Raw genomic sequence first — 23,686 nt, 5'->3', positions numbered from 1 at the left:
GTCAGGTGTTGAAAAACCAGTCATTCATATGACATCTGGCATGCCTTTACAGTTCAATTCACCGAGAGCTATGGCGAAAATAAAACCAGCCGCTTCTTTGTCTTTTATCAGTGATTGTCCCAATTTCGTCAAATTTCGCCGATATACAATTCACCAATTGGCGTAAACTCACACGAGGTTTAACATGTTCGATTGGCTCGAAGACCCCAGATACTATTCTGTTACACTTTGGGGCGCGACATTTTTTTTGGGCCTTGTACCTTTTGTGACAGGAGCCGTCTTGCCAATCGCCCTCTGGCCTGTCTGTTTTTTGGCTGTGAAGATTGTTCTGTCCATTTGGAGTGGTGACATCCTTGATGTACCACAACTGGGGCGCCTTACCCTACCAACAGATAAAAATAGTTCTACCAGAGGAAACCAACGTCCTAGGGGACGAAAAGTGATTTGGGTTCGGCTTCGGCTCGCCGCCTTCGCCGCTTTTGGCGCAAGCGCCTTTGCACCTGTTGTGCCACTGCTGTTGGGAATTGACCTTGGTACAATTGGCTTGATGCGTTTCATCGCGCTTTGGTTCATTATCTTTCTGCCTCTTTCCATTTTCAGTAAATGGTGGTTGCTGACTTGTCTGACACCAGTGCGCATAATGCTCGCACTGCTCCAAGATGCCTATGTCGTTTGGACCGGGCTTACCAAGACAGACAACGCTCGCGACGAAGCGTTGCAACGCCTCTACGACGTTAAAAACCGTCTTTATGTTTCCGTTGCAGGCTATGCTAGCCCGTACGATTTCAACAGCAACCCTAAGTCGCTTGCGAAGGACATTCCCGATTTTGACGAATAGTGGTGCCTGCAAGAGGTTGAATTGTCGGCGCGTCGACCATTCCAGCGCCGTGCCGTGCCGTGAATGTGCGCGTAATATTTCAATTGAAAAAGTTAATTGGAATGGCCGCATCGGCAACGTGAGTTACAGCATTTGCGGAAGACATGCCGCGAGCGCAAAGCGATGCCGCGTCAGCGAAGCGCCAGAAACCAACGACAGCAAAGTCCCGCCAAGCAAACCACCACGGGGTGGAGTGCCGCGCTGCGCCGCCGCAAGTCCGGTCAAAGCCCTGACCGCTGAAACCATCCCGCATATCTGTAGCTGTGCAATCAACCGCGGCCCAAGCCCGAAGATGCCCTCACAGGACCCTGTGCTTGACAACCGGGAGCAATCCTTGATGGCCGGGCGCAGCTCACAGTCTGTCTTGCAGGCTTGCCCCCAGCAAGTTTCGGCCAAAGTCCCGGCCTTTCATGGGCTGTCCTTCGCTGACCCAACCGTTTCGGGTTTCATTGGCACCCCCCCTTTTGCTTAGATCAAGCGACCCTGACCCTTTTAAGGCAGCCTGCATATGATCACTCTCGCATTTTCAGACGAGGTCTCCACCTCCCGTCGCGAGGTATTTGAACGCGCAGCCACGCGATGGGACGGGTTGATAAACACGGGTTTCGATCCCATCCGCTTTGAGGGATCGGTCCTTACAGGCGTGCGGATCGATGTCTCAATCACCGAGATTGATGGCGCGGACGGCGTTCTCGGGCAGGCGGGACCGACGGTCTTGCGGCCCGGACCAGAACTTCCCCTGATCGGGATCATGGAGTTCGACAGTGCGGATGTGGTCAGCCTCGAAAGCCGGGGCAGTTTCGCGGACGTGATCCTCCATGAAATGGCACATGTGCTTGGGTTCGGCACGCTTTGGACCCGCAAGAACCTGATCACCGGCACAGGTACGATGGACCCGCGTTTCATTGGGTCCGCCGCATCGAGGGAATTCGCCGCACTCGACCCGGATGGAGGCCGGGCCGTTCCTTTGGCCAACACAGGCGGCGCGGGCACGCGGGAAGGCCATTGGCGCGAACTGATCTTCGGTAATGAGTTGTTGACGGGCTTTCTGTCAGGGGCTGACCGCCCCTTGAGCCGCTTGTCCGTCGCCTCGTTCGAGGACATCGGTTATGAGGTCGACTACAGCGGCGCGGATGCTTTCAGCCTGCCAAGCTTCCGCGAGCTTGCCTTGACGGGCATTACCGAAGCAGTGCGCAACTGCGACTTGTGCCGGATGGGACGAACCGAACCAATTGTCTTGCAGGAGTAGCGCGATGTGTCAGGTTCTTCTTCATCATGGACCTGTATGCGTGTCACACGCTGCGCAAACGGGACTTTGCCAGATCGAATTCGATTTGGATTCCTTTTGAGCTGACGCATTCTGTCGCCTCTTCAATGGCACCGCTCAACACAAAACGGACATCGCCACGGATGGGAAACGCGTCAAATCCGCGTGAAAACCCTGCATCTTTCTGAAACCGGGTATGGTGGAACCTCAGGCAAACATCACCCAATATCAAAGCATGGGCGGGCAGGCGATCATTGCCAATGGAACACATCAAGAAACCAAGAGATGCCAAGAAGCAGAGCAGTTCCATGACGTTCTCAATTGGAGCGGAGGTGTGGCCGATATCATCCGAGATCGGCTTCCACTCACCTGTGCGTTTGTCCACAGCAGCAAAGGCCGCCAACCGCACGGCTCCCCATCAAGGCAGCGACGCCCCTACCCCTGTGGCGGCGACTTTCTCAGCATCAACCGTACGGCACCGTCGCCGTGCGCGGCATCCCGCATCGTGACATATCCCAACCGGTCCGCAATCCGCAGCGACGCATCGTGGGCAGGGTCGATCATGCACACCAGCGGGCCGGTCACCACGCGGTCGAACCAGTCATGGGCAGCCTGCACCGCCTCAAGGCCGAGGCCAATGCCCTGGGCTTCGGGGGCCAGCACCCAGCCCGCTTCGGGGACGGCATCGAAATCCTCGCCCATGCCGCGCGCGCCATAGAAAAAGCCCGCTTGCCCGACAAGGGATTTCGACCGGTGCTGTTCGATCCCCCATTGCCCGAACCCGGTGACCTGCCAGTGCCCGGCGATGGCGATGAACGCCTTCCAGGAGGCATCGCGGCTGCGCGGCGTGCCGCCAATATGGCGCGCGACCTCGGGCATCGCCCAGATCTCGGCAAAGCGGTCAAATTCACCGGGGCGCATCGCACGCAAGGTGGTGCGCGCCGTGTTGATTGTCGGCACATGTCTGCTCATGGTGGTGTCCTGCCCGATCACCTGATTTTTTTACGAACTTGCACATCCAAGGGCGCGAAAGGCAAGCACCCGCGCGCGACGCAACAAAAAACGGCGCCCTTCCGCAAGGAAGAGCGCCGTCTGATCAGGCACAGGCCTGAAAAAATTACGATGCTTTGGAAATAAAGCCCACAGCGTCGCCGAATGTCTGAATGGTCTCGGCGGCGTCATCGGGGATTTCGATGCCGAACTCTTCCTCGAAAGCCATGACCAACTCGACTGTATCAAGGCTGTCAGCGCCCAGATCGTCGATGAACGAGGCATTCTCGGTCACTTTGTCCTCTTCAACACCAAGGTGTTCCACAACGATCTTCTTCACGCGGTCCGCGATGTCGCTCATATGACTGTCCTCATTCTACCGGGGCAATAGTGTGCGCCCCCAAGTGGTGTCCCCAGACGTGGCGGGGCTCTGGTCTTTGCCCCTTGGGGCGGTGATGCGTCTGCACCCCGTAAGGTCCAAACGCTGAAATCTGCGCCCCCTTTAGCATATCCCAAAAAGATGGCAAGGGTTGTGGCGCGCGCGCCTATAACATGGCCATGCCGCCATTCACGTGCAAGGTGGTGCCCGTCACATAAGCCGCCTCGGGGCTGGACAGATACAACACGGCGGATGCAATTTCATGCGCTTCACCCATCCGACCGGCGGGAATTTGCCCCATGATTCCAGTCTTTTGCTCGTCCGTCAGCTTGTCTGTCATGGCGGTTGCGATGAAACCCGGCGCCACTGCATTCACCGTGATCCCACGGCTTGCCACCTCGTAGGCCAGGCTTTTTGACATGCCCACCATCCCCGCTTTGGAGGCTGCATAATTCGCCTGACCGGGATTGCCGGTGGCCCCCACAACGGAAGAGATGTTGATGATCCGCCCCCACCGTGCCTTCATCATGCCCCGCATCACGTTCTTGCACAGTTTGAAGGTCGAGGTGAGGTTCACATTCAGCACCGACTGCCATTCCTCATCCGACATCCGCATGAACAGGTTGTCGCGGGTGATGCCCGCATTGTTGACCAGAATATCGACCGAACCCATGGCCGCCGTCGCCTCTTTGATCAGCCCATCGACAGCCTCGAAATCGCTGAGGTTGCAGGGCAGCACATGCGCACGCTCCCCCAGATCATCCGCCAATGCCTGCAACGGATCCACTCGCGTCCCGCTGAGGCCAACGGTCGCCCCTGCACCATGCAAGGTGCGCGCGATATCGGCCCCAATGCCACCCGAAGCACCCGTCACCAGCGCTGTTTTTCCTGTGAGATCAAACATATCCGTCCCTTACCTTAAGTCTCATTTGTCATATCAATATAGACATCCACCACGTTCAGGGCCGCTATGCGCGCCACCTGTCGATATATCTCGCGCGCCCACGTGCCCCGCGTGCGGCCCAGATTGGCAATCTCGGCGTTCAGGTCCTGATAGACTTGCGCAAGCCCGTCAAAGCCACCCCGGTGACGCTGCATCAGGGCCTCCGCTGTCGGGGCCTCGAACATCTCGAATCCCGGCAACGGCGCATCAAGCGGCACACCGACGCGCACCTCCATCAGATCCCCTTCAATCCGGTAAAGCGCCGTTTGCGGCCCCACATAGAAGAATCCCGCCTGCCCGATGGCTGCATCCAGCCGACCAAACAGGTCGGGGATCAGCCGCAGCCGATCCGCAAAGGGCACCGTTTCAACCACCCCGCCAAGCGTGACCGCATCCAGCGAGACCAGTTCAGCCATCAAGCACAGCCTTGACCTCGTCCGGGGTGCCCACCGCACGGCTTGCGATGCTGCGATCGATGCGGCGGATCATGCCGGACAGGGCTTTGCCCGCGCCGATCTCCCACATTTCGGTTACACCTTGCCCCCCCATCCACGCCACGCTTTCGCGCCAGCGCACTGATCCTGTCACCTGTCGCACCAGCATTTCGCGCAACTGATCCGGGTCGCTCACCGCTTCGGCCTGCACATTCGTGACCACAGGCACGGCGGGTGCGTTGAAGGTTACCGTGCTGAGGGCCTCCGCCATCACCGCAGCCGCAGGCTCCATCAGCGCACAATGGAACGGGGCGGAGACAGGCAGCAACACCGCCCGCTTGGCCCCCTTGGCCTTGGCCAACTCAATGGCACGCTCCACCGCCGCCTTGTGACCCGACACAACCACCTGGCCGGGGTCATTGTCATTGGCGGCCTGACAGACCTCGCCCCCGGCGGCCTCTGCCGCAACCTGCGCCACCGCATCAAAGTCCAACCCCAAAAGGGCCGCCATCGCGCCCACGCCCACAGGCACCGCCTCTTGCATGGCGCGGCCACGGGTGCGCAACAGACGCGCCGTGTCGGCAATGCTGAGCGCACCTGCTGCACAGAGTGCTGAATATTCGCCCAAGGAATGCCCGGCCACGAACGCGGCCCGCTCAATGCCGACGCCCTCAGCCTCAAGCGCGCGCATCGCTGCCATCGAGGTCGCCATCAATGCAGGCTGCGCATTCCGGGTCAGCGTCAGCGTGTCGGCATCACCCTCCCAGATCAACGCGCTCAGGCTTTCGCCAAGGGCGTCGTCCACCTCGTCAAACACGGCCTGCGCCGCCGGATAGGCCTGCGCCAGATCGCGCCCCATCCCGATGGTCTGCGCGCCCTGCCCCGGAAATACGAATGCTACACTCATCTTGCTGCCCTGTTCGTTTCTTGCTGTCCTTTCGGGTGTAGTCGCGCAGATGCGCCCCGACAAGACCCCGACACCGGCGGCAAGGACAGGCCTGCACGGCACATGTGCAGGAATTGGCGGTTGTGTTGGCCCCGCATCGCATAACATTATCGCATAAAATCAAGGGGCCGCGTGTTACCCCATCAGTCCAACAGTGCCGGAGTAGACCCATGCCCCTCACCAACACCCCATCGCACTTTGGCAGCGTGGCCAAGACCTTGCACTGGCTGACAGCCCTGCTGATCCTGACGCTGATGCCGCTCGGGCTTTACGCCAACGAACTGGCGGACGAGTTGCGCACCGCGAGCGCACCGTCGGATGCGCTGGTGGCACGCACCGCCTGGCTGTTCTCGTTGCACAAGACGCTTGGGGTCACTGTCTTTTTCGTGGCGCTGATACGCATCCTCTGGGCAATCAGCCAACCAAAGCCGGGTCTGTTGCACCCCGACCGCCCCGTCGAATCCTTTGCCGCCGAAACCGTGCACTGGCTGCTTTACGGCTCGCTCGTGCTGGTGCCGCTGTCCGGGTGGGTCCACCACGCTGCCGCCTCCGGCTTTGCACCGATCTGGTGGCCCTTTGGGCAGACCCTGCCGCTGGTGCCCAAATCCGAAGCCGTGGCGGCGACCTTTGCGGGCGCGCATTGGGTGCTGACCAAGGTGCTGGGGCTGGCACTGCTGCTGCATATTGCAGGGGCGCTCAAACATCACTTGGTGGACAAGGACGCGACGCTGCGGCGGATGTGGTTCGGCAAGACCGAGGTGCCGCCCGTCTCTGCCCATCACGGGCACGCCCGCGCCATCATCGCAGCGCTGGCCCTTTGGATCGTGGCACTGACGGCTGGCAGCGCGCTTGGGGTCTACGCACCTCACGGCGAAACAACCGATGCGGCTGCACTCGAGGATGTGCAATCGGACTGGGCGGTCGAGTCGGGCACATTGGCCATCACGGTGACACAACTGGGCAGCGAGGTCGCAGGCCAGTTCGCGGACTGGACGGCAGCCATCAGCTTTGACGAAACCGTGGACACCGGGGTTGCAGGCACCGCAGATGTGACCGTGTCCATCGGGTCGCTGACGCTCGGGTCGGTTACCGGACAGGCGATGGGTGCCGACTATTTCAACGCCGCCGACTTCCCAACGGCGCAGTTCGTGGCCGATATCGTCAACACGGCGGGCGGGTATGAAGCCCAGGGCACGCTTACACTCAAAGGGCAATCCGTGCCGGTCACCCTGCCCTTCACGCTGGATGTGGCTGATAACACCGCAACGATACAAGGCAGGCTGACGCTGGACAGGCGCAGCTTCGGGATCGGGAACAACACGGCGGATGAAAGCTCGCTCAAGTTCGACGTCGGGGTGAACGTCGAGCTGACAGCCACCCGCGCACCATAGCGCAAGGGGCCGACCTTGCTCTGTTGAGGAATGATCGCCGTCTGTGGTCAAATATCAGAGCCGTCTGAAAAGGCGGTTCTGAATAAAATCGTGTCGCGCGGCTGCGCGTCCGTTCAACACCAGCCCAAAGAAAAGGCCGCGCAAGGGACTGCGCGGCCTGTCGTCATCGGGTGATCCGGGGCTTATTCCGCCTTTTCAGCCTCGATCGAAATCTGCACCTGCACTTCATCGCTCACCGCCGGGGCAAAGGCACCCAGGCCAAAATCCGAGCGCAACAGGGTTGTTGTGGCGTTAAAGCCAGCCCATTCCTTGTTGGACAGCGGGTTCGTGCCTGCCTGGTTCAATGTGGCATCCAGCACAACGGATTTGGTGACATCATTCATGGTCAGATCGCCGGTGATGTTGGCGGTGCCGTCGCCGGTTACTTCAATGCCAGTCGACGTGAAGGTGATCAGATCACCGTCTTCGGCTGCAAAGAAATCACCGGACATGAAATGCCCATCGCGCTGCTCCCAACCGGTGAACATGGATTTTGTGGGCATCGACACGGTGACGGTCGAGCTGTCAGGGTTTTCCTGATCAAACATGATCTCGCCTTCAAATCCCGAAAACATCCCCCAAGTCGTGGAGAACCCGAGGTGGTTGTAGGAAAACAGGATCTGGCTGTGGCTGGAATCCAGCGTATAGCGCTCTGCCGCGGCTGCGAACGAGGCGGTGGTCGACAAGGCTGCGGCAAGAAGAAGGGTTCTCATGTGTACATGCTCCACGTTGGTTGACGTGGGGCATGACATGGCAGTGCAGCCCGCAATTACAACTGCGCAGCGATCAACACAACGTGCGCGTCGCTGAACATGGGCGCAGTATTGCTCAGTATCAGGTGAACCGCAGCGGGCCTGATACGTTCCACTGACCCCGAAACGGGATTACAGTTTGCCTTCGTCGCGCAGCGCGTCAATCAGACCTTTGCGCAAGGCGGGGTCGCTCAGCGCGACTTCGGCCACCAAGGCTCCGTCATGCGCCCACAGGCGCACCATCGCGCCGCACCATTCAGCCGGGCCCAGATCGCGGATCCGGGTGCGCGACACCAATGTGCGGGCCCGCCCGCTGCCGCGCACAAGGCGCACTTCGCGGCGCACCGTGTCGATTTCGACCTCGACACCGACAACCGCACGGGCCGATTGCAAACAGATCAGCCCGGCAAATCCGATGGCCAGGGACAGCGCAAACTTGAACAAGGCAAGGTCTGCGTCCCAGATCGCGCCCGGTTCGATCCACAACCCGAATGCGGCCAGAACCAAGGCCACGCCCACAAGGCGCTGTGCGCCGCGGATCAACATGCGCTGCCCGTCCACTGTGCGGGCGGGGTCTGCGGGGGCGATGTCGGGGAGTGTGTCGGTAAAGGCGGTCATGGCGTACATCCTGAGATCAAACTGTTGAAATGATTAAAGCCGCCCAAATCAGGCCAAAATGCGGCCCCCGTATGGAAACCCGGTGCCCGGCAAATTTGCTCGGCACTACACTGCCCACCCATCGGTCATTTGCCCTTGTCATGCACGCGCGCCCTGCCTATACGACCCCATCCCTGCAAACCCGTTTTTGCCGCGCAGTCTCTCGTGACCGTCCAGCAGGGATTTACGGACCGGTCTATGAAATGCGCCTTGATAGAAGTGGAGCACGACCATGCCTCTTTATGAGCATGTGATGATTGCCCGTCAGGACCTGTCCAACACACAGGCCGAAGGGCTTATCGAACATTTTGGCGGCGTCCTGTCGGACAATGGTGGCACCCTCGTGGAAAACGAGTACTGGGGCGTCAAGACCATGGCCTACAAGATCAACAAGAACCGCAAGGGCCACTACGCCTTTCTGCGCACCGATGCCCCTGCGGCGGCCGTGCAGGAAATGGAGCGACTGATGCGCCTGCATGATGACGTCATGCGCGTTCTGACGATCAAGGTCGACGAACACGCCACGGGCCCCTCGGTCCAGATGCAAAAGCGCGATGAGCGCGAAGGCCGCGGCGAACGCCGCGAGCGTCGCTGAGCGAAAGGGAGCTAAACCATGGCTGCAAAACCATTTTTCCGCCGTCGCAAGGTCTGCCCCTTCTCGGGCGACAACGCACCTGCGATCGATTACAAAGACACGCGCCTGCTGCAACGCTACATCTCTGAGCGTGGCAAGATCGTGCCAAGCCGCATCACCGCCGTTTCGGCCAAGAAGCAACGCGAACTGGCCCGTGCCATCAAGCGCGCCCGCTTCCTCGCCCTGCTGCCTTACGCCGTGAAATAAGGAGACCTGATCATGCAAGTTATCCTTCTCGAACGTGTGGCCAAGCTGGGCCAGATGGGCGACGTCGTGGACGTCAAGTCCGGCTATGCCCGCAACTATCTGCTGCCCCAGAAGAAAGCACTGACCGCCTCCAAGGCCAACATTGCCGATTTTGAAACGCAGAAAGTGCAGCTCGAAGCGCGCAACATGGAAACCCGCAAAGAGGCCGAGGCCCTTGGTGACAAGCTGAACGGTCAGCAGTTCATCGTGATTCGCCAGGCCTCCGATGGCGGCAACCTCTATGGCTCCGTCACCACCCGTGATGCCGCCGAAGTTGCCACTGCCGAAGGGTTCTCGGTGGACCGCAAGCAGGTTGTCATCCCCGTTCCGATCAAGGAGCTGGGCCTGCACGACGTCCATGTCGTTCTGCATCCCGAAGTCGAGGCCGTCATTCAGCTGAACGTCGCGCGTTCGACCGAAGAGGCCGAGCTGCAAGCGTCGGGCAAATCAATTCAGGAACTGGCCGCCGAAGAGGAAGCCGCTGCCGAGTTCGAAATTCAGGAACTGTTCGACGATATCGGTGCCGCCGCGTCCGATGACGAAGAACTGGCCGAGTCCGCAGGCATCGCCACCGATGAGGCCCCTGCCGAAGGTGACGACGAGACGCCCGCAACCTGAACCACGCCCGTGGTGTGATAGAATAGACCGCGTCCCCTTTTATCGAGGGGGCGCGGTTTTTTCATGCGGCGCAGAGGGGGCCAGCCCCCATCGCCGCTGCACGCCCCCCCCCGCGGTATTTTTGGTCAAAAGAAACCACGATGTTGTTTGACCATTGCGCGGCCCCGCGTCACTCTGCCCGGATGAGATTTGCGATTTTCCCGATAGTGATGCTGGCCTTGGGTGCCTGTGCGCCAGACGATCTGGGTACGGTGCAGATGGCCCCGCGCGCCTTGCCCCAAAGTCAGGCCGAGGTTGCCTTTGTCAGCCGTCTGTTCAACGATATCCAGCCCCGCTCCATCGCTGAAGACCGCGAATATTGCGGGTTGATCGGCCTGGACCCCGCTGGGGCGCTAGTCGCAACCGAGCCGCGCCGGGGTCGCGTGTCATCCTGTTTGCCCCCCGATCCGCGCTTTGTCGGATTTACGGTGGTGGCTTCCTATCACACTCATGGTTCCTACAGTCCTGAATTCCTGACCGAGGTGCCCTCCTTTGACGATATGCGCACCGATATCGAGGATGACACCGATGGCTATATCGCAACCCCGGGGGGGCGGTTGTGGTATGTGGATGCGCGTGCCCGCGTGGCCCGCCAAGTCTGCGGGGTGAGTTGTCTGATACCCGATCCCAACTATCGCGAGGACCCGGACTTTCCGGTGCGCCAGACCTATACGCTGAACCAGTTGCGCGCGTACTGACCCCCTACCCTGAAACGAAAAAGCCGCGCCCCTTTTGAAAGAGGCGCGGCTTTGTCCTGTATCGGATCGTTTGGATCAGTCGTCGACTTCCAGTGCTTCCACGGCCTTTTGCAGATCGTCCTTGGACACTTCCTTGTCCGTGACGGACGCGTTTTCGACGATGTGGTCCACGACCTTGTCTTCGAACAGGGGCGCGCGCATCTGTTGCTGCATCTGCTGGTTCTGCTGCACGAATTCAAAGAACTGGCGTTCCTGACCGGGATACTGACGCGCTTGCTGCATGATTGCCTGGCTCATTTCGGCGTCGGTCACCTCCACCTCGGCCTTTTGACCCAGCTCGGCCAGCAACAGGCCAAGACGCACGCGACGCTCTGCAAGTTCCTTATGCTCGGCTGTCGGCTCCATCTCACCGTGGTCATGCCCGGTGTCTTCGGGGTTTTCCTCGTGGTAAAGCTGGTGCGCGATCTGCTTGGCTTCGGCCTCGACAAGGCTTGGGGGCAGATCAAAGCTGACGGCTGTGTCCAACTGGTCGAGCAAGGCACGCTTCATTACCGCACGGGCAGCACCCGCGTACTCGCCCTCAAGCTGCTCGGCGATGCGGGTCTTGAGGCCCGCCAGATCGTCGGCCCCGTATTTGGTCGCCAGTTCGTCATTGATCTCGGCGGGCACCGGCTCTTTGACTTCCTTGATCGAACAGTCGAACACGGCCTCTTTGCCGGCCAGATGTTCGGCCTGATAGTCCTCGGGGAACGAGACGGTGACCGCCTTGTCCTCATCCGCTTTCACGCCGACAAGCTGTTCTTCGAAACCGGGGATAAACTGACCCGAACCCAACACCAGTGCGTGCCCTTCGGCAGAGCCACCTTCGAACACTTCGCCATCGACCTTGCCGACGAAGTCGAACACGACCTGATCGCCGTCCTTGGCCTTGGAGCCTTTCTTGCGCGCTTTGAAGTCCTGCGCGTTTTCGGCAAGCGAGGTCAGTGTTTCGTCCACAGCCGCATCGTCGGCCTTGACCACGAGACGTTCGAGCTTGAGCTTGCCCAGATCGACCTCGGGGATTTCGGGCAGCGCCTCATAGGACATGTCGACCTGAACGTCGTCGCCTTCTTTCCAGTCTTCGTTCGTCATCTTGACTTCGGGCTGCATCGCGGGGCGATCCCCGGAGGCCTCAAAGTGCTCGGACATGGCACCATCAATGCTTTCCTGCATCGCTTCGCCCATCAGCCGTTGGCCAAACTGCTTTTTCAGCAGCGCCATCGGCACTTTGCCTTTGCGAAAACCCTTCATTTCGACGTCGGGCTGGGCCTCTGTCAGCTTTTCGTTGACCTTGGCGTCCAGTTCGGCAGCTGTCACCGTGATGGCGTAGCCGCGTTTCAGACCGTCGTTCAGCGTCTCGGTGACCTGCATGTGTGCTCCCATAGCGTAAGGACCCCCGTGTGGGGGCTGATCGGAATTTCGCGCCCTTCTATGCATGGGTTTGCGCGGGCGCAAGGGCATAGGCGGTCGGGGCCGCAAATGAGCCTGTCTTGAGCGGTTTGAAGGCGGTGATCGACCCTTCGAGGGTCCGTGTTAAGCTGAAATTAAGGCTGGTGTTGCAACGGTGCTTGGGCCATTGAATTATCAACCACAGAGGGAAGACCCAGCAGTGACCAGACTTTTGTTCGCCGTCCTCATCGCGTTTCACGCCATTTTTACCCCGTTGAAGGCGCAGACCCTCAGTGTGGTCGCGGATGAGTGGCCGCCCTTTTCCGGCGAGGCGTTGCCAAATGGCGGCCTGTCATTGGATGTGATTTCGGCTGTGTTGCGCCGTGCAGGATATGATGTTGATACACAGGTTGTCCCCTGGGCCCGCGTGATCGATGGCGCGCGGACCGGCGAGTTCGACATTGTGGGCAGTCTGTTTGAGGATGCCGAGTTACAGACCTTCCTCGGCTACAGCGAGCCGTTCTTTTCCACCGATGTGCGGCTGGTGCAGCGCAAGGGGGGCGATCACAGCTTTACCTCTGTGGATGCGTTGCGCCCCTTTTCGATCGCTGTGGGGGATGGGTTTGTCTATGAGGCCGATTTTGACCGGGCCGATTATCTGAACAAGGTGGTGGTGACAACGGCGCTGCAAGGTGTGCAGATGGTCGCCCATGGCCGGGTGGATCTGACGCTGGACAGTGTGGATGTGATCCGCCACGCCATCACGCAAGATGACCCCACCCTTGCGGATCGTATCGAGTTCGCGCCCGGTGTGCTGGTGTCGCAGACCCTGCATATGGGTGTCCGCAAGGATCTTGAGGGCAGTGCCCAGATCGTTGCCGATTTCAACCGCGTGTTGGGTGAGATGCGCGACGACGGCAGTCTGGACGCGCTTCTCGCTGTACATGCGAACAGTCTGACACCCGAATGATCAGACGCTATTTCAGGGATCAACTGGGATTTCGGCTGGTCCTTGCATCGCTGCTGATCGGTTCTTTGTTGTCGATCTTTTCCACGGGAATCCAGTTGGTCGCCAGCTATGAAAGCCAGAAAACCGATACCACCGGGGTGTTGGATCAGATCAAAAGCACGATGTCCGAGACGCTGGAACTGGCGCTTTGGACCTTTGATTTCGATCAGGTCGACATCATTCTGGATGGTATCGCGTCGAACGCGGCTGTGACCCATCTGGAGCTCAGCAGTGTCACCGGCCATCGCTGGACACGTGGCACGGCCAGTGAAACGCCGCTGCAACGGATTTACGATCTGAACCACACCTCGAACAATGGCGTGGTCCAGCCTTTGGGCACTTTGCGTGCCGAGTTGTCATTGGAGGCGGTCATTGACCGGGTGTGGGCGCAATTCTGGGTGACGCTGCTGACCAATCTGGTCAAGGCCTATGTCGCCGCCATTGCCCTGCTTTACATCGTGCACCGCATGATCAGTCGCCACATGCACACCATTGCCGAACATGTGGACAGCTCCAGCGTCGCCATCCCATCGACCGAATTGCACCTTGATCGCGCCGCCCGCGCCAAGACCGATGACCTGGACCGTATCGTCCGCGCCGTCACCGCCTATGAAGGTCGGGTGCGCAACACCATGACCACCCTCCAGGCCGAGATCGCCGAGCGGGTCAAAAGCGAACAGGACGCCCGCGAGGCGTTGTCTGTCCGCTCGACCTTTATCGGGACGATGAGCCATGAGGTGCGCACGCCGCTCAATTCGATCCTCGGTTTCCTGCACCTGATCGAAACCGGCAAAGAGGTGCCCGACCGGCAACGCCACTATGCCAATGTCGCCAGCCGCGCCGCACGCCAGTTGCACAATCAGTTGTCCAATGTGCTGGACATGTCGCGGCTGGATTCCAACGCGGTCACCATCTCGACCCGCCCTACCAATATTCGCCGTCTGGCCGCACAATGGCAGGAAACCACCGCCGCCGCCGTGCACTTCCACCAAAAGAAGATCAACGTCACCCTTGATCTCGATCCGCACCTTGATACCGAGTACGAGCTGGACGGCGCCCGGTTGACCCAGATCATCACCAACCTCACCGACAATGCGGCCAAGTTCACAACCACGGGCGAAATCCGCATCGGTGTGGGCCACGCCCCCAAACAGCCCGACAATGGAATCGGAACGTGCCTTGAAGTGTCCATTGCCGACACCGGCCCCGGCATCTCGCAAAAAGATGCGGCACGCGTCTTTGACCGGTTTTCTCAGATTGACGAGGGCATGAGCCGCAGTCATGGCGGCACGGGCCTTGGATTGGCGATCAGTCTTGAGATGGCACAGCTGATGGGCGCCCAGCTCAGACTGGCTTCTGACGAAAGAGATGGTTTCGCCTGCAAATTTTTGCTAACCCTTCATTGCAACGTGAGGTTGGATTCTGATCATGCCACATCGTAAGAAAGTACTTTTGGTCGAAGATGATGAATTTACCCGCTTTATGATGAAGGAAATCATTGCCACATTGGGGGTCGAGGTCGAAATTGCGAAGAACGGAAGCGAAGGGTGCAGCGCACTTTATGGTGATCCGACGGCATTCGGGTTGGTGCTGATGGATCTGCACATGCCCGAGATGTCCGGCATTGACGCCGCCCGCCACATTCGCGGCGGCCAGGACGCCCCGCCCCGCGACGTGCCGATCATCGCGGTGACGGCCGATGTGAACTATCACGATGATGCGCGCATGGAACAATTGGGCATGAACGGCTTTGCCAGCAAACCCGTCTCGCCCGGTCACCTGCTGACCCTGATAGATCGCTACTGCACCGCCGCCTAGCCTTGCGCCTGCGCCACGCCCCTCATCCTTAACAGTGCGAGACCTGCATGACGTCAGATACGTTGGATACCAGCCCCGATGACGCATCCGCCGCCGCCCCCCGGCCCGCCCGCCCCCGGGTTGTCGGTATCGCGGCCTCTGCCGGTGGGCTAGAGGCGGTGTCGCTGTTGGCTCAGAACCTGCCTCAGAACGCCGGTGCGATCTATGTGATCGCCCAGCACATGTCCCCGACCCACAAGAGCGTGTTGTCGACCCTGATCGCCCGCGAGACCCGCCTGCCCGTTCACGAGCTGGAGGCTGAAACCAAGCCGGAACTGGACGCGATCTATGTCACGCCGCCCAACACGGATGTGATTTACGAAAACGGGGTGCTGCGCCTGCGCCAGCCCTCGGGGCACGCGGCCTCGCCCAAACCCTCGGCGGATCGCCTGTTCAAAAGTCTTGCCGAGGAATGTGGCGAAGCATGTATGGGCATTGTGCTGTCGGGCACGGGATCGGATGGCAGCTACGGCGTGCAGGCCGTACGCGAGGCCGGTGGCATCACCATCGCGCAGGAACCCTCCACCGCGAAATATGACGGTATGCCGATTTCGGCGATTGAAACCGGCTGCATTGACCTGACCCTGTCCCCCGAACAAATCGGCACGCATCTGGAAAAGATCCTCGCCCGGCCCCGCAATTTCGACGGGCTGCGCACGTTGCAGGATCACCCCAACCCGTTGGGCGAGTTGTTCGGCATCCTGCTGGCCCGCACCCATGTGGATTTTGCGGACTACAAGGAAAATACGCTCAACCGCCGGATCGCGCGGCGCATGACCGCACTCGATATCGACGACTATGATGACTATGTCGATTTTTGCCGGTCCAATGTCAGCGAAGTGGATGCGCTGCACCGCTATCTTCTGATCTCTGTCACCCGTTTTTTCCGCGACCCCGATCAGTTTGAAAAGCTTGAGCGCGAGTTGAAACGCAGCATGCAAAAGCGCAGTTCCGGCCCCATCCGGGTGTGGGTTGTGGGCTGTGCGACCGGCGAAGAAGCGTTTTCGATTGCCATCACCATCGCCGAGATCCTTGGCGGCATTGGCGAGCTGTCCAAGAACAACGTGCAGGTATTCGCCACTGATATTGACCAGAATGCCATCGAAGTCGCCCGGCGGGGCATCTATCCCGTGGCCGCCGCGCAGGACATTCCCCCGAGCCTGCTCAACCAGTATTTCACCGTCACCGACACCGAGATCAAGGTCCGCCCGGAATTGCGCGCCGCGACCTTGTTTTCGCACCACAACGTCTTTCAGGATCCGCCCTTCATCAACGTGGATCTGGTCAGCATCCGCAATCTGCTGATCTACTTCAACCTCGCCTTGCAGGAACGCGTTCTCAGCCGGTTGCACTATGCCATGGCTGCGGGGGCGTTGCTGTTCGTGGGAACGTCCGAAACCGTGGGTGAAATGGGCGTGTTTTTTGAGGGGCGTCAGGGCGCGGACAAGATCTTTGCCAAGCGCCGCGGCGTGTCTGGCGAATTGGCCAACCAGACCGGTGCGCGCAGCTATCAACGCCATACCGTTGCTGGCAGCGCCGCCAGCGCCAAACCGAGTGCTGCCGAAACGAATGAAGCCCCGGAAATGCCGCTGGCCCGCGTGGTGGCACCCAACGGCATGATTTGCACCCGCAACGGCAACATCATCGAGGTCCTTGGTGATCTCAGCCCGTTCATGGAAATTCGTGCGGGCGCGTCCTCGGCCTTGAACATCAAGATGCTCATTGACCCCTTGCGCGGTGAAATCGGCAGCCTGATTGCTGTCGCCTTGCGCAGCAAAACCCGCCGCGATGGGCGTTGGCACACCGTGTCCCTGTCGGTGGGCAACCGTGCACAGCTTCAGGTGTTTCCCTTTTCTGCCCACAAGGGCGGCGAGATGCAGTGCCTCATCGCCATCAACACCAAGTTCGAAAAGGAAAACGATGCGCCACCGGGTGATATCTCGGACAAGGAACAACGCGCCTATATCGAGCGGATGGAAATGGAAATCCGCGCCACCCAGGAGGCCCTGCAGCAAACCATCGAAGAGTTGCAGACCGCCAATGAGGAAATGCAGGCCGCCAACGAGGAATTGCAATCCACCAACGAAGAGTTTCAGGCCACCAACGAAGAGCTTGAGACCTCCAATGAGGAACTCCAGTCCAGCAATGAAGAGCTGATGACCGTCAATGAGGAATTGCAGATCAGTTCGGCCGAACGTCAGGCCCTTGCCTCTGAACTTGAGGCGACAATGACCTCGGCCCCCTATTCTGTTGCCCTGGCCGATCAGGCCCTGATGGTGCGTCGCCTGTCGCACGAGGCCATGAACCTGTTTGGCCTGAGTGAGGTGCCCCCCACCGGCGTTCACCTCAGCCAGTGCAGCCTGCCCGACGGCTTCCCCGCCCTTGCGCCGATGGCCAACACTGTGCTGCGTGTCCAGGAAACCCGTCGCACCCCGATCCTGTCGCGCGGCAAATATTTTACCATGATCATGTCACCTGTGCATGATCTGCACCGCAAATTGATCGGTTTGTCGATCACCATCACCCAATATGACAGCGAACCCCTGTCGCGTGTTGTCCAGATGATGAGCGATATCAGCCATGTAGCGCACTGGTCCTATAATCTTGAAACAAAAGAGCTTTTCTGGTCACCCGAGATGTTTGCCATCCATGGCCGTCCCGATTCCGGGCAAATGCCAAGCTGGGCGGATGCCCTCAAGCTGATCCACCCCGAAGATCGCACCCAAGCCGAACACAAGCTGGACAGCCTCAGCGAAAATGGCGGCAGCATCCAATATGAGCACCGCGTGTTCGGTCCCGCTGGCCATCTCGTGCCCGTCAGTGGCAAGACGACCCTCATCCGCAACGCCGACGGTGAGCCTGTGCAGATGATCGGTGTGATGTGGAACACTGCGGACGAAATTGATCGTGACGTTCGCCTTGCTGGTGTCGAGGCCATGCAGGAGGATCTTGGGATCGGATTTTTCTGGTTTGATGTTGAAAACAACGCCCCGCGCTGGAACAAGACCTTGTTTGATCTGTTGGGCTTTGATGACATCACCCATACCCCCTCTGTCGAAAGCCTGCTGAGCGTGGTGCGCCCCGATATCCGCGAGCAGGTCGCAAAGCGGTTTCAAGCCGCGCTTGAGCAGGGGGAAGCGTTTTCGACCAGCTTTCATGTGATGCACAAGGACGGGACCGCGATCAACTGCGAATGCGTCGGGCGTGCCCGGATCAAGGGTGAAGGCAAAGTGACCCATGTCTTTGGCAGCCTGCGCCGTATCGATCAGAGCGCAAAGCCCGCACAGGTTGCCCAAGCCGTTCACTGACGTACCTTTAACCACTGGTTTACCGTAAGCGCGCTATACGACGCTATGTCTTATTACGCACCAATGTCCTCAATATGACTCTGACTGACAGGGCCCTCCCCACAGCGATCGTTGCCGGCCTCAACCGCGATGTGGCGCAGGCCCTTGCGCTGCTGCCCGACCATACGCCTGTGGATGCCAATGTGCTGGGTGCCGCTTTCGTCTGCTCCCCCTTTGCATCCGTGATCCTGGATGCGGAGGGTCGCGTTCTGGTCTGCAATCGCCGGGCGGAGCGGTCGTTCTGCCCTCCGGACATCAGCGATACGGATCAGATGCGCGGCATGGCTTTTGCCAGGATGGCCCGTGGGGAACCTGACACGATCATGGCGACGTTGCGTGCTGGCGTCATTCAGGGCAAAGCCACGTTTTTCATGCGCGCCATCGGTAAGCGGCAGCCCAGCACAGGCACCGCATTCTATGTCTCGCTGCTGCGGGGATCGGACGGGCGCTCGCCCCTTTATCTGCTCACTCAAAACCAGCTTGAGGCCACCGCCGAGGCGTTGAGCACGATGAACCTCAAACGTATCGCCGCGCGCGACGAGCTGGCTCGGGTGCAGACCGAATATTACGACATGCACCAAAAGATGATCGCGATGGAGGCGTTTGCCAACACCGCCTCCCATGATCTGCGCACCCCACTGAATACGATGTCGGGCCTGTTGCACATGATGACCACCAAGTTCAGCGATGAGTTGCCTGAAAAGGTCATGCAATATGTCGACTTCATGGTGAAAGCCGTGGCGCAGATGGACGAGATGACCTCCGATTTTCTGGAACATGCCCGCAGCGCCTCGGCAAATCTTGAGACGGAACGGGTTGCATTGTGGCCATTTCTGCAAGATCTGGTGGCTGATCTGGAACCCTATATCGGTGCCGTCGATGGCGAGGTCACGATTGATGGCGAGGATATCAGCATTGATGCTTCGCCCGACCTGCTGCGCATGCTTGTGATGAATGTGCTCACAAATGCGTTGAAATACCGCCACCCGGACCGTGCGCCGGTGTTGTCGATCCGTCTGGCCGGCACGGGTGAGCGCGACATTCTGTCGATCCGCGACAATGGGCGCGGCTTTGATCCAGGCGAGGCGCGGTCAATCTTTCTGCCGTTTCGCCGTCTTGACCCTACTGTGGACGGCAGTGGCATCGGCCTTGCCACCTGCATGGAAGTCTGTCGCCGCCATGGCTGGACCATGACAGCGCATTCAGATGGAAAAAATGGCGCGGTTTTCAGCGTGTCCGTTCCGCACGCAGAAGAAGAGCCGACATCACCCGACACCACTTTATGATGCAAAGTTTACACATTGGACCGCCCCTTTAAGACTTTTTTCAGTCCCTTGACATAGACAGTCAGCATATTTGTGTGCGGGGATATAATGACTGTTGTTTTGTTGCTTGAAGACGATCCTGGCCTCCAGTTTGCCTTCAAGGAAGCGCTTGAGGATGCGGGCTACGACGTTCACACAGCCTCCAACAACGAAGACGCGATGTCGCAGCTGCGCCGCTGCACACCTGACATCCTGCTTTTGGATCTCATGATCGACGGCGCGATGTCGACGGACGTTGCCAATTACGCAGGTTACGCCGCGCCCGATGCCGAGGTTATTTTTATGACCGGCAGCGGGCTGTTTCCAAAAGGGGAGTTGTTCGGTATTTCCCAAAATGCACGGCTTGTGTTGCGCAAGCCTGTGGATCTGCACGAACTCACGACGATGGTTGCGCATGTCGTGACCGGCGATGATGAGGACGCGGCATATGTGGCCCGCGCTTGACGGTCTCAAGCCGGATGCCTTGCGCCCCGACGATATTGCCAAAGCGTTCATGTACGTGATCCACCAGCCCGACCATGTGATGATCCCGCATCTGCCAATCTATCCCAAGCCGAAAAAGCCGCATTACGACCCGCATCACTGATGCAGCGCAAAAGGCCCGCCGGTGATGGCGGGCCTTTCTTTGTCATGTGGGTCGAACCGGGCCTTAGCGGCTGAGTGCGCCCACCCCGGAGAAGCGGAACGCTTCCTGTTCCAGGGCGTCGATTTCCTCGGCGCTCATCTCGTCATGGGCCACGGTGATGCGCCCAAGGAAGACCAGTGGCAACTCGTCCGCGCGCCCCTCAAGATCGGCCCTGATCGCTTCGGCGGTGGCCGCGCCGACGTCGTCGCCCATACGCATCGGTGTGGCATCAAGCTCCCCGCGCCGGATCGCGTCCAGCTCAAGGCCGGTGCCGCCCCACCCGGTCGAAAACACCTCTTTTTCCTTGCCGACGGCCACCTGTGCCTCGACCGATCCCATCGCCATTGCGGTGTTGGCGTTGTGGATGATCGTGGCCTCAGGATAGGCTTGCAGGATCAGCGATGTCCCCTCGAACCCGCCTTCGCGCTGGTACTCACCGTAGTGTTCATAGACGGTCGTCCAGTTGCCCTTTTCCTCCACACAGGCTTTGAAATCGCCCGAGCGTTGGTTGTCGGTGATGCCCGGAATACCGCGGTTCATCGCCATGGTGATGTCATTGCCCAGACGGCCAAGCATGTAGTCGCACATGGTCAGCGCGCCCGCAGCCGATGAAAAGTCGAACCACGCATCAGGCTGGTTTTCGAGGTCTTTCAGCGGGGTGTGAAAGGCCCAGACATAGGTGCTGAAATCGTCATTGGCCGCCATCTTGTCGATGTTGTCAGCCTGAATGGCCAATTCGGACGGCCCGAAGATCACGTAGTCATAAAGGTCCGCATCCTGCACAACCTGATTGGCATAGGTCGATTGCAAGGAATGTTCGATCTGGCGCGAGGCGAACTCGGTTGTCTCGTAAGCAATGCCCAACTGTTCCAGACGCTTGGTCAGCGCCAGATAATTGCGCGCCCAGAAGTCGGACGTATCGGCTGAGGGGTAGATCAGGGCGATCTGGATCGGATCGTCAAGCGTGCCGGAAAAGGCGACCGCATCCGCCCCGACCACCGCCTGAAGCGCCTCCAGTTTGCCTTCGGCGTTCACTTCGCCTGGCACCCAGTAATCGCGATCCGCGATGCCCGGCAATTCCGTCAGGGGCAGGGTCGCATGCCCGTCCGCAAATGCCGATCCCGCCAGCGCGGTTGCCACGAGGGCTGTGGTTGCTAAAAGTCTCATCTTGGTTCCTCCCTTTGCAATGAGAGCGGGGCCATCGGTCGGTGTCGGGGCTGCACCCCCGACCCGACCATCCCCGCACGTGACCGGCTATCCGCTTGGATTTACGTCACCGGCAAAGATCCCTCCGATGGCCAAGAGGCCAATCAGGAGACCGATCAGCAGCGCCGAAAAGCGCAGCATCTTCTGACCGTCCGGGGTTTGCAGGCCCGCCAGAAGCCCCCCTGCCCCGTCCCGGTCTTTCTTTTGCATCCAGGTGTAAAGCGCGACCGAACTGACAATCACGACGCCCGATGCAACCGATTGCCAAAAGAACTCGATCCGCAGAGTTACCAGCGCGTTGATCATCATCGACAACAGTAACACCCCCGCAAACGATCCCAGCATTGAAGCCCGCCCGCCGAACAGCGACGTGCCCCCCACGACCACGGCGGCGATCACATGCAGGTTGAAATAGGGGGCCGAGGTCGCCTGAATCGCGTTCAGTTTGCCCGTCAACAGGATCCCCCCGATCGCCGCGCAGGCCCCGCACAACACATAGGCATAGACCTTGTGCCGTTTCACCCCGATGCCCGTCAGGTCCGCCGCCTCCGGGTTGGAGCCGATGGCGATGGTGTAGCGCCCGAAATACGTGCGCCTCAGCAACACATAGCCCGCGATCATCGTGGCAATCCCGATCAGGACGGGGACCGGCACAAAGCCGGGGATTTGGCCACGCCCGATCTCGGTGAGGAAATCGGGAAAACGCGCCAGCACCAGCCCCTTGGCGATCACCAGCGCAAAGCCGCGATAGACGAGGTCCATCGCCAGCGTTCCGATCAGGTCGGGCACGTTCAGTCGCGTGATGATCAGCCCGTTGATCAGCCCCATAAGCGCCCCCAGCATGACCGCGATAGGCACCGCGATATAGACCGAAAACCCGTATTGCTTGATCAGAAAGGCCATCAGGATCGCAGACAGCGCCGCAATCGACCCGATGGACAGATCAATTCCCCTTTGGGTGATCACAAAGGTCATCGCCATGGCCATGGGCATGTAAAGCGCTGCATCGAGCAGGATCAGGTTCAGGTTGGTCAGCCGGAAATAGCGGGCCGGTTCGACGACCCCCATGAACAGCAGGATCGCAAGGATCATCACCATCGGGCCGATGATCGCAATGTAAGGTTCGATCCGCTCGTTGAACGGTTTTGCCGGGGCGGTGCTCATGCTGCTTCCTCCGCACCGACGATCATGCCCAGCACCTCTTGGGTGCTGCTGTGGGCCGTCTTGACCACGCCCACGCATTGGCCGCGCCGTTGCACATGCACCCGGTCGGACACTTCGAACACATCATCCAGAGAATGACTGATCAGGATCACGGCAAGGCCCTGCGCCTTGACCGTCTGGATCAGCTTGAGGGTTCGGGCCGTTTCCTGCGGGCCGAGGGCGGCGGTGGGTTCATCCATCACCAGCACCCGCAACCCCTCGCTATAGACGGCGCGCGCGATGGCAACCGCCTGCCGTTGTCCGCCCGACAGGCTTTCGGTGGGCGCATCGAGTGATTTCAGCTTCACCCCAAGACGTTCCATCAACACCCGCTCGGTTTCGGACCGCATCCTTTTGTTGTCGAGCATGGGGATGCCCAAAACAGATTTGGTCAGTTCATTGCCCAAAAACATATTGGCCGGCGGGTCAAGGTGGTCGGCCAGCGCCAGCGTCTGATACACCGCATCAATCCCGGCCTCGATGGCCTCGGCATGGCTGGCGAATGCGATCTCTTGTCCATCAAGGAACATCCGCCCCTCGGTTGGCTGATAGACGCCCGTAAGCACCTTGATCAGCGTCGATTTGCCTGCGCCGTTGTCGCCGACGATGGCCAGCACTTCGCCCGCATAGGCGGTCAGATCGACATTTTGCAGGGCGGTTACGCCCCCAAAGCGTTTGGTGATGCCTGTCATCTGGACAAGCGGTGTCTGTGCCATGACGTTATCCTCCGCAAAAATCGGATATGTGACGCAAAGGGCCGCGCCGGGTCGGTATTT

At 59.6% G+C, this 23,686-nt stretch carries 26 protein-coding genes; 14 read left to right on the top strand and 12 right to left on the bottom strand.

The features are described 5' to 3' along the window. Nucleotides 1-184 precede the first annotated feature (184 nt). Together Q0859_RS08270 and Q0859_RS08265 are read left to right on the top strand one after the other, a co-directional pair. Entirely contained in the window at nt 185-838 is a 654-nt protein-coding gene (locus Q0859_RS08270) for a hypothetical protein (protein WP_299149661.1), read from the top strand. A 547-nt stretch (nt 839-1,385) separates the two neighbouring features. After that, a complete protein-coding gene (locus Q0859_RS08265) occupies nt 1,386-2,126 on the top strand; it encodes a leishmanolysin-related zinc metalloendopeptidase (RefSeq protein WP_299149657.1) in 741 nt (246 codons plus the stop codon). Between the two features lie 43 nt (nt 2,127-2,169). On the opposite strand, the gene Q0859_RS08260 is transcribed toward Q0859_RS08265, so the two are convergent. The 6 genes from Q0859_RS08260 to fabD form a co-directional block, all read right to left on the bottom strand. Then, nucleotides 2,170-2,547 carry a hypothetical protein gene (locus tag Q0859_RS08260; RefSeq protein WP_299149654.1) on the bottom strand — a complete coding sequence of 126 codons (378 nt, stop codon included), beginning with the start codon at nt 2,545-2,547 and terminating at the stop codon, nt 2,170-2,172. Between the two features lie 32 nt (nt 2,548-2,579). Further along, a complete protein-coding gene (locus Q0859_RS08255; protein ID WP_299149649.1) occupies nt 2,580-3,116 on the bottom strand; it encodes a GNAT family N-acetyltransferase in 537 nt (178 codons plus the stop codon). A 145-nt stretch (nt 3,117-3,261) separates the two neighbouring features. Beyond that, nucleotides 3,262-3,495 carry an acyl carrier protein gene (locus tag Q0859_RS08250; protein WP_299149646.1) on the bottom strand — a complete coding sequence of 78 codons (234 nt, stop codon included), beginning with the start codon at nt 3,493-3,495 and terminating at the stop codon, nt 3,262-3,264. 184 nt (nt 3,496-3,679) lie between these two features. Beyond that, nucleotides 3,680-4,417 carry a 3-oxoacyl-ACP reductase FabG gene (gene fabG, locus Q0859_RS08245; RefSeq protein ID WP_299149644.1) on the bottom strand — a complete coding sequence of 246 codons (738 nt, stop codon included), beginning with the start codon at nt 4,415-4,417 and terminating at the stop codon, nt 3,680-3,682. 14 nt (nt 4,418-4,431) lie between these two features. Continuing rightward, nucleotides 4,432-4,872: a hypothetical protein gene (locus Q0859_RS08240; RefSeq protein ID WP_299149641.1), complete on the bottom strand. Its 441-nt coding sequence runs from the start codon at nt 4,870-4,872 to the stop codon at nt 4,432-4,434. Then, nucleotides 4,865-5,797 (bottom strand): ACP S-malonyltransferase, encoded by a 933-nt coding sequence (fabD, locus tag Q0859_RS08235; RefSeq protein ID WP_299149638.1) that lies wholly within the window; start codon nt 5,795-5,797, stop codon nt 4,865-4,867. Before fabD ends, Q0859_RS08240 begins: the two co-directional genes overlap by 8 nt. A 209-nt stretch (nt 5,798-6,006) precedes the next feature. On the opposite strand from fabD, the gene Q0859_RS08230 reads away from it, so the two are divergent. Further along, nucleotides 6,007-7,227 (top strand): cytochrome b/b6 domain-containing protein, encoded by a 1,221-nt coding sequence (locus Q0859_RS08230; protein ID WP_299149635.1) that lies wholly within the window; start codon nt 6,007-6,009, stop codon nt 7,225-7,227. A 182-nt stretch (nt 7,228-7,409) separates the two neighbouring features. Here the strand turns inward: Q0859_RS08230 and Q0859_RS08225 are convergent, their stop codons facing one another. Both Q0859_RS08225 and Q0859_RS08220 read right to left on the bottom strand, forming a co-directional pair. Continuing rightward, on the bottom strand, nt 7,410-7,979 hold the full coding sequence (locus tag Q0859_RS08225) for a YceI family protein (RefSeq protein ID WP_299149632.1): 570 nt from the start codon (nt 7,977-7,979) through the stop codon (nt 7,410-7,412). Nucleotides 7,980-8,150: 171 nt separating this feature from the next. After that, complete coding sequence (locus tag Q0859_RS08220) at nt 8,151-8,636, bottom strand: hypothetical protein (RefSeq protein ID WP_299149629.1); 486 nt, start codon at nt 8,634-8,636, stop codon at nt 8,151-8,153. 271 nt (nt 8,637-8,907) lie between these two features. Between Q0859_RS08220 and rpsF the strand changes: the two genes are divergently transcribed. The 4 genes from rpsF (at nt 8,908) to Q0859_RS08200 (ending at nt 10,910) form a co-directional block, all read left to right on the top strand. Next, nucleotides 8,908-9,270: a 30S ribosomal protein S6 gene (rpsF, locus tag Q0859_RS08215; protein WP_299149627.1), complete on the top strand. Its 363-nt coding sequence runs from the start codon at nt 8,908-8,910 to the stop codon at nt 9,268-9,270. A gap of 18 nt (nt 9,271-9,288) precedes the next feature. Next, on the top strand, nt 9,289-9,516 hold the full coding sequence (gene rpsR / locus Q0859_RS08210; protein WP_005852865.1) for a 30S ribosomal protein S18: 228 nt from the start codon (nt 9,289-9,291) through the stop codon (nt 9,514-9,516). 12 nt (nt 9,517-9,528) lie between these two features. Continuing rightward, a complete protein-coding gene (rplI, locus tag Q0859_RS08205) occupies nt 9,529-10,173 on the top strand; it encodes a 50S ribosomal protein L9 (protein ID WP_299149623.1) in 645 nt (214 codons plus the stop codon). Nucleotides 10,174-10,355: 182 nt separating this feature from the next. Continuing rightward, a complete protein-coding gene (locus Q0859_RS08200) occupies nt 10,356-10,910 on the top strand; it encodes a DUF4329 domain-containing protein (RefSeq protein ID WP_299149620.1) in 555 nt (184 codons plus the stop codon). A 75-nt stretch (nt 10,911-10,985) separates the two neighbouring features. On the opposite strand, the gene tig is transcribed toward Q0859_RS08200, so the two are convergent. Next, nucleotides 10,986-12,320 carry a trigger factor gene (tig, locus tag Q0859_RS08195; RefSeq protein ID WP_299149617.1) on the bottom strand — a complete coding sequence of 445 codons (1,335 nt, stop codon included), beginning with the start codon at nt 12,318-12,320 and terminating at the stop codon, nt 10,986-10,988. A gap of 238 nt (nt 12,321-12,558) precedes the next feature. Here tig and Q0859_RS08190 point away from each other — a divergent pair, with 238 nt between their 5' ends. From Q0859_RS08190 to Q0859_RS08160, 7 genes are all read left to right on the top strand, one after another. Then, nucleotides 12,559-13,308, top strand: coding sequence for a transporter substrate-binding domain-containing protein (locus Q0859_RS08190; RefSeq protein WP_299149614.1), 750 nt, complete (start codon nt 12,559-12,561; stop codon nt 13,306-13,308). Continuing rightward, nucleotides 13,305-14,789, top strand: a complete 1,485-nt coding sequence (locus tag Q0859_RS08185; protein WP_299149612.1) for an ATP-binding protein — start codon at nt 13,305-13,307, stop codon at nt 14,787-14,789. The genes Q0859_RS08190 and Q0859_RS08185 overlap by 4 nt, the downstream gene beginning before the upstream one ends. Continuing rightward, nucleotides 14,776-15,165 carry a response regulator gene (locus Q0859_RS08180; protein ID WP_299149609.1) on the top strand — a complete coding sequence of 130 codons (390 nt, stop codon included), beginning with the start codon at nt 14,776-14,778 and terminating at the stop codon, nt 15,163-15,165. Before Q0859_RS08185 ends, Q0859_RS08180 begins: the two co-directional genes overlap by 14 nt. Nucleotides 15,166-15,212: 47 nt before the next feature. Next, a complete protein-coding gene (locus Q0859_RS08175; protein ID WP_299149607.1) occupies nt 15,213-18,512 on the top strand; it encodes a chemotaxis protein CheB in 3,300 nt (1,099 codons plus the stop codon). A 74-nt stretch (nt 18,513-18,586) separates the two neighbouring features. Further along, nucleotides 18,587-19,837 (top strand): PAS domain-containing sensor histidine kinase, encoded by a 1,251-nt coding sequence (locus Q0859_RS08170; RefSeq protein ID WP_299149603.1) that lies wholly within the window; start codon nt 18,587-18,589, stop codon nt 19,835-19,837. Nucleotides 19,838-19,924: 87 nt separating this feature from the next. Beyond that, nucleotides 19,925-20,320: a response regulator gene (locus Q0859_RS08165; protein WP_299149601.1), complete on the top strand. Its 396-nt coding sequence runs from the start codon at nt 19,925-19,927 to the stop codon at nt 20,318-20,320. Continuing rightward, the gene (locus Q0859_RS08160; RefSeq protein ID WP_299149599.1) at nt 20,304-20,462 is read left to right on the top strand and encodes a hypothetical protein; all 159 of its coding nucleotides are present in this window, start codon (nt 20,304-20,306) and stop codon (nt 20,460-20,462) included. Before Q0859_RS08165 ends, Q0859_RS08160 begins: the two co-directional genes overlap by 17 nt. Before the next feature lie 63 nt (nt 20,463-20,525). On the opposite strand, the gene Q0859_RS08155 is transcribed toward Q0859_RS08160, so the two are convergent. The 3 genes from Q0859_RS08155 to Q0859_RS08145 form a co-directional block, all read right to left on the bottom strand. Further along, complete coding sequence (locus Q0859_RS08155) at nt 20,526-21,668, bottom strand: substrate-binding domain-containing protein (RefSeq protein ID WP_299149596.1); 1,143 nt, start codon at nt 21,666-21,668, stop codon at nt 20,526-20,528. An 87-nt stretch (nt 21,669-21,755) separates the two neighbouring features. After that, the gene (locus tag Q0859_RS08150) at nt 21,756-22,871 is read right to left on the bottom strand and encodes an ABC transporter permease (RefSeq protein ID WP_299149593.1); all 1,116 of its coding nucleotides are present in this window, start codon (nt 22,869-22,871) and stop codon (nt 21,756-21,758) included. Further along, nucleotides 22,868-23,626, bottom strand: coding sequence for an ATP-binding cassette domain-containing protein (locus tag Q0859_RS08145; RefSeq protein ID WP_299149592.1), 759 nt, complete (start codon nt 23,624-23,626; stop codon nt 22,868-22,870). Before Q0859_RS08145 ends, Q0859_RS08150 begins: the two co-directional genes overlap by 4 nt. Between the last annotated feature and the right edge of the window lie 60 nt (nt 23,627-23,686).

It is taken from the genome of uncultured Tateyamaria sp. (genome assembly GCF_947497045.1).
Taxonomy (GTDB): domain Bacteria; phylum Pseudomonadota; class Alphaproteobacteria; order Rhodobacterales; family Rhodobacteraceae; genus Tateyamaria.
The sequence above is the reverse complement of the archived record's forward strand: the minus strand, read 5'-3'. Positions and strand labels throughout refer to the sequence as shown.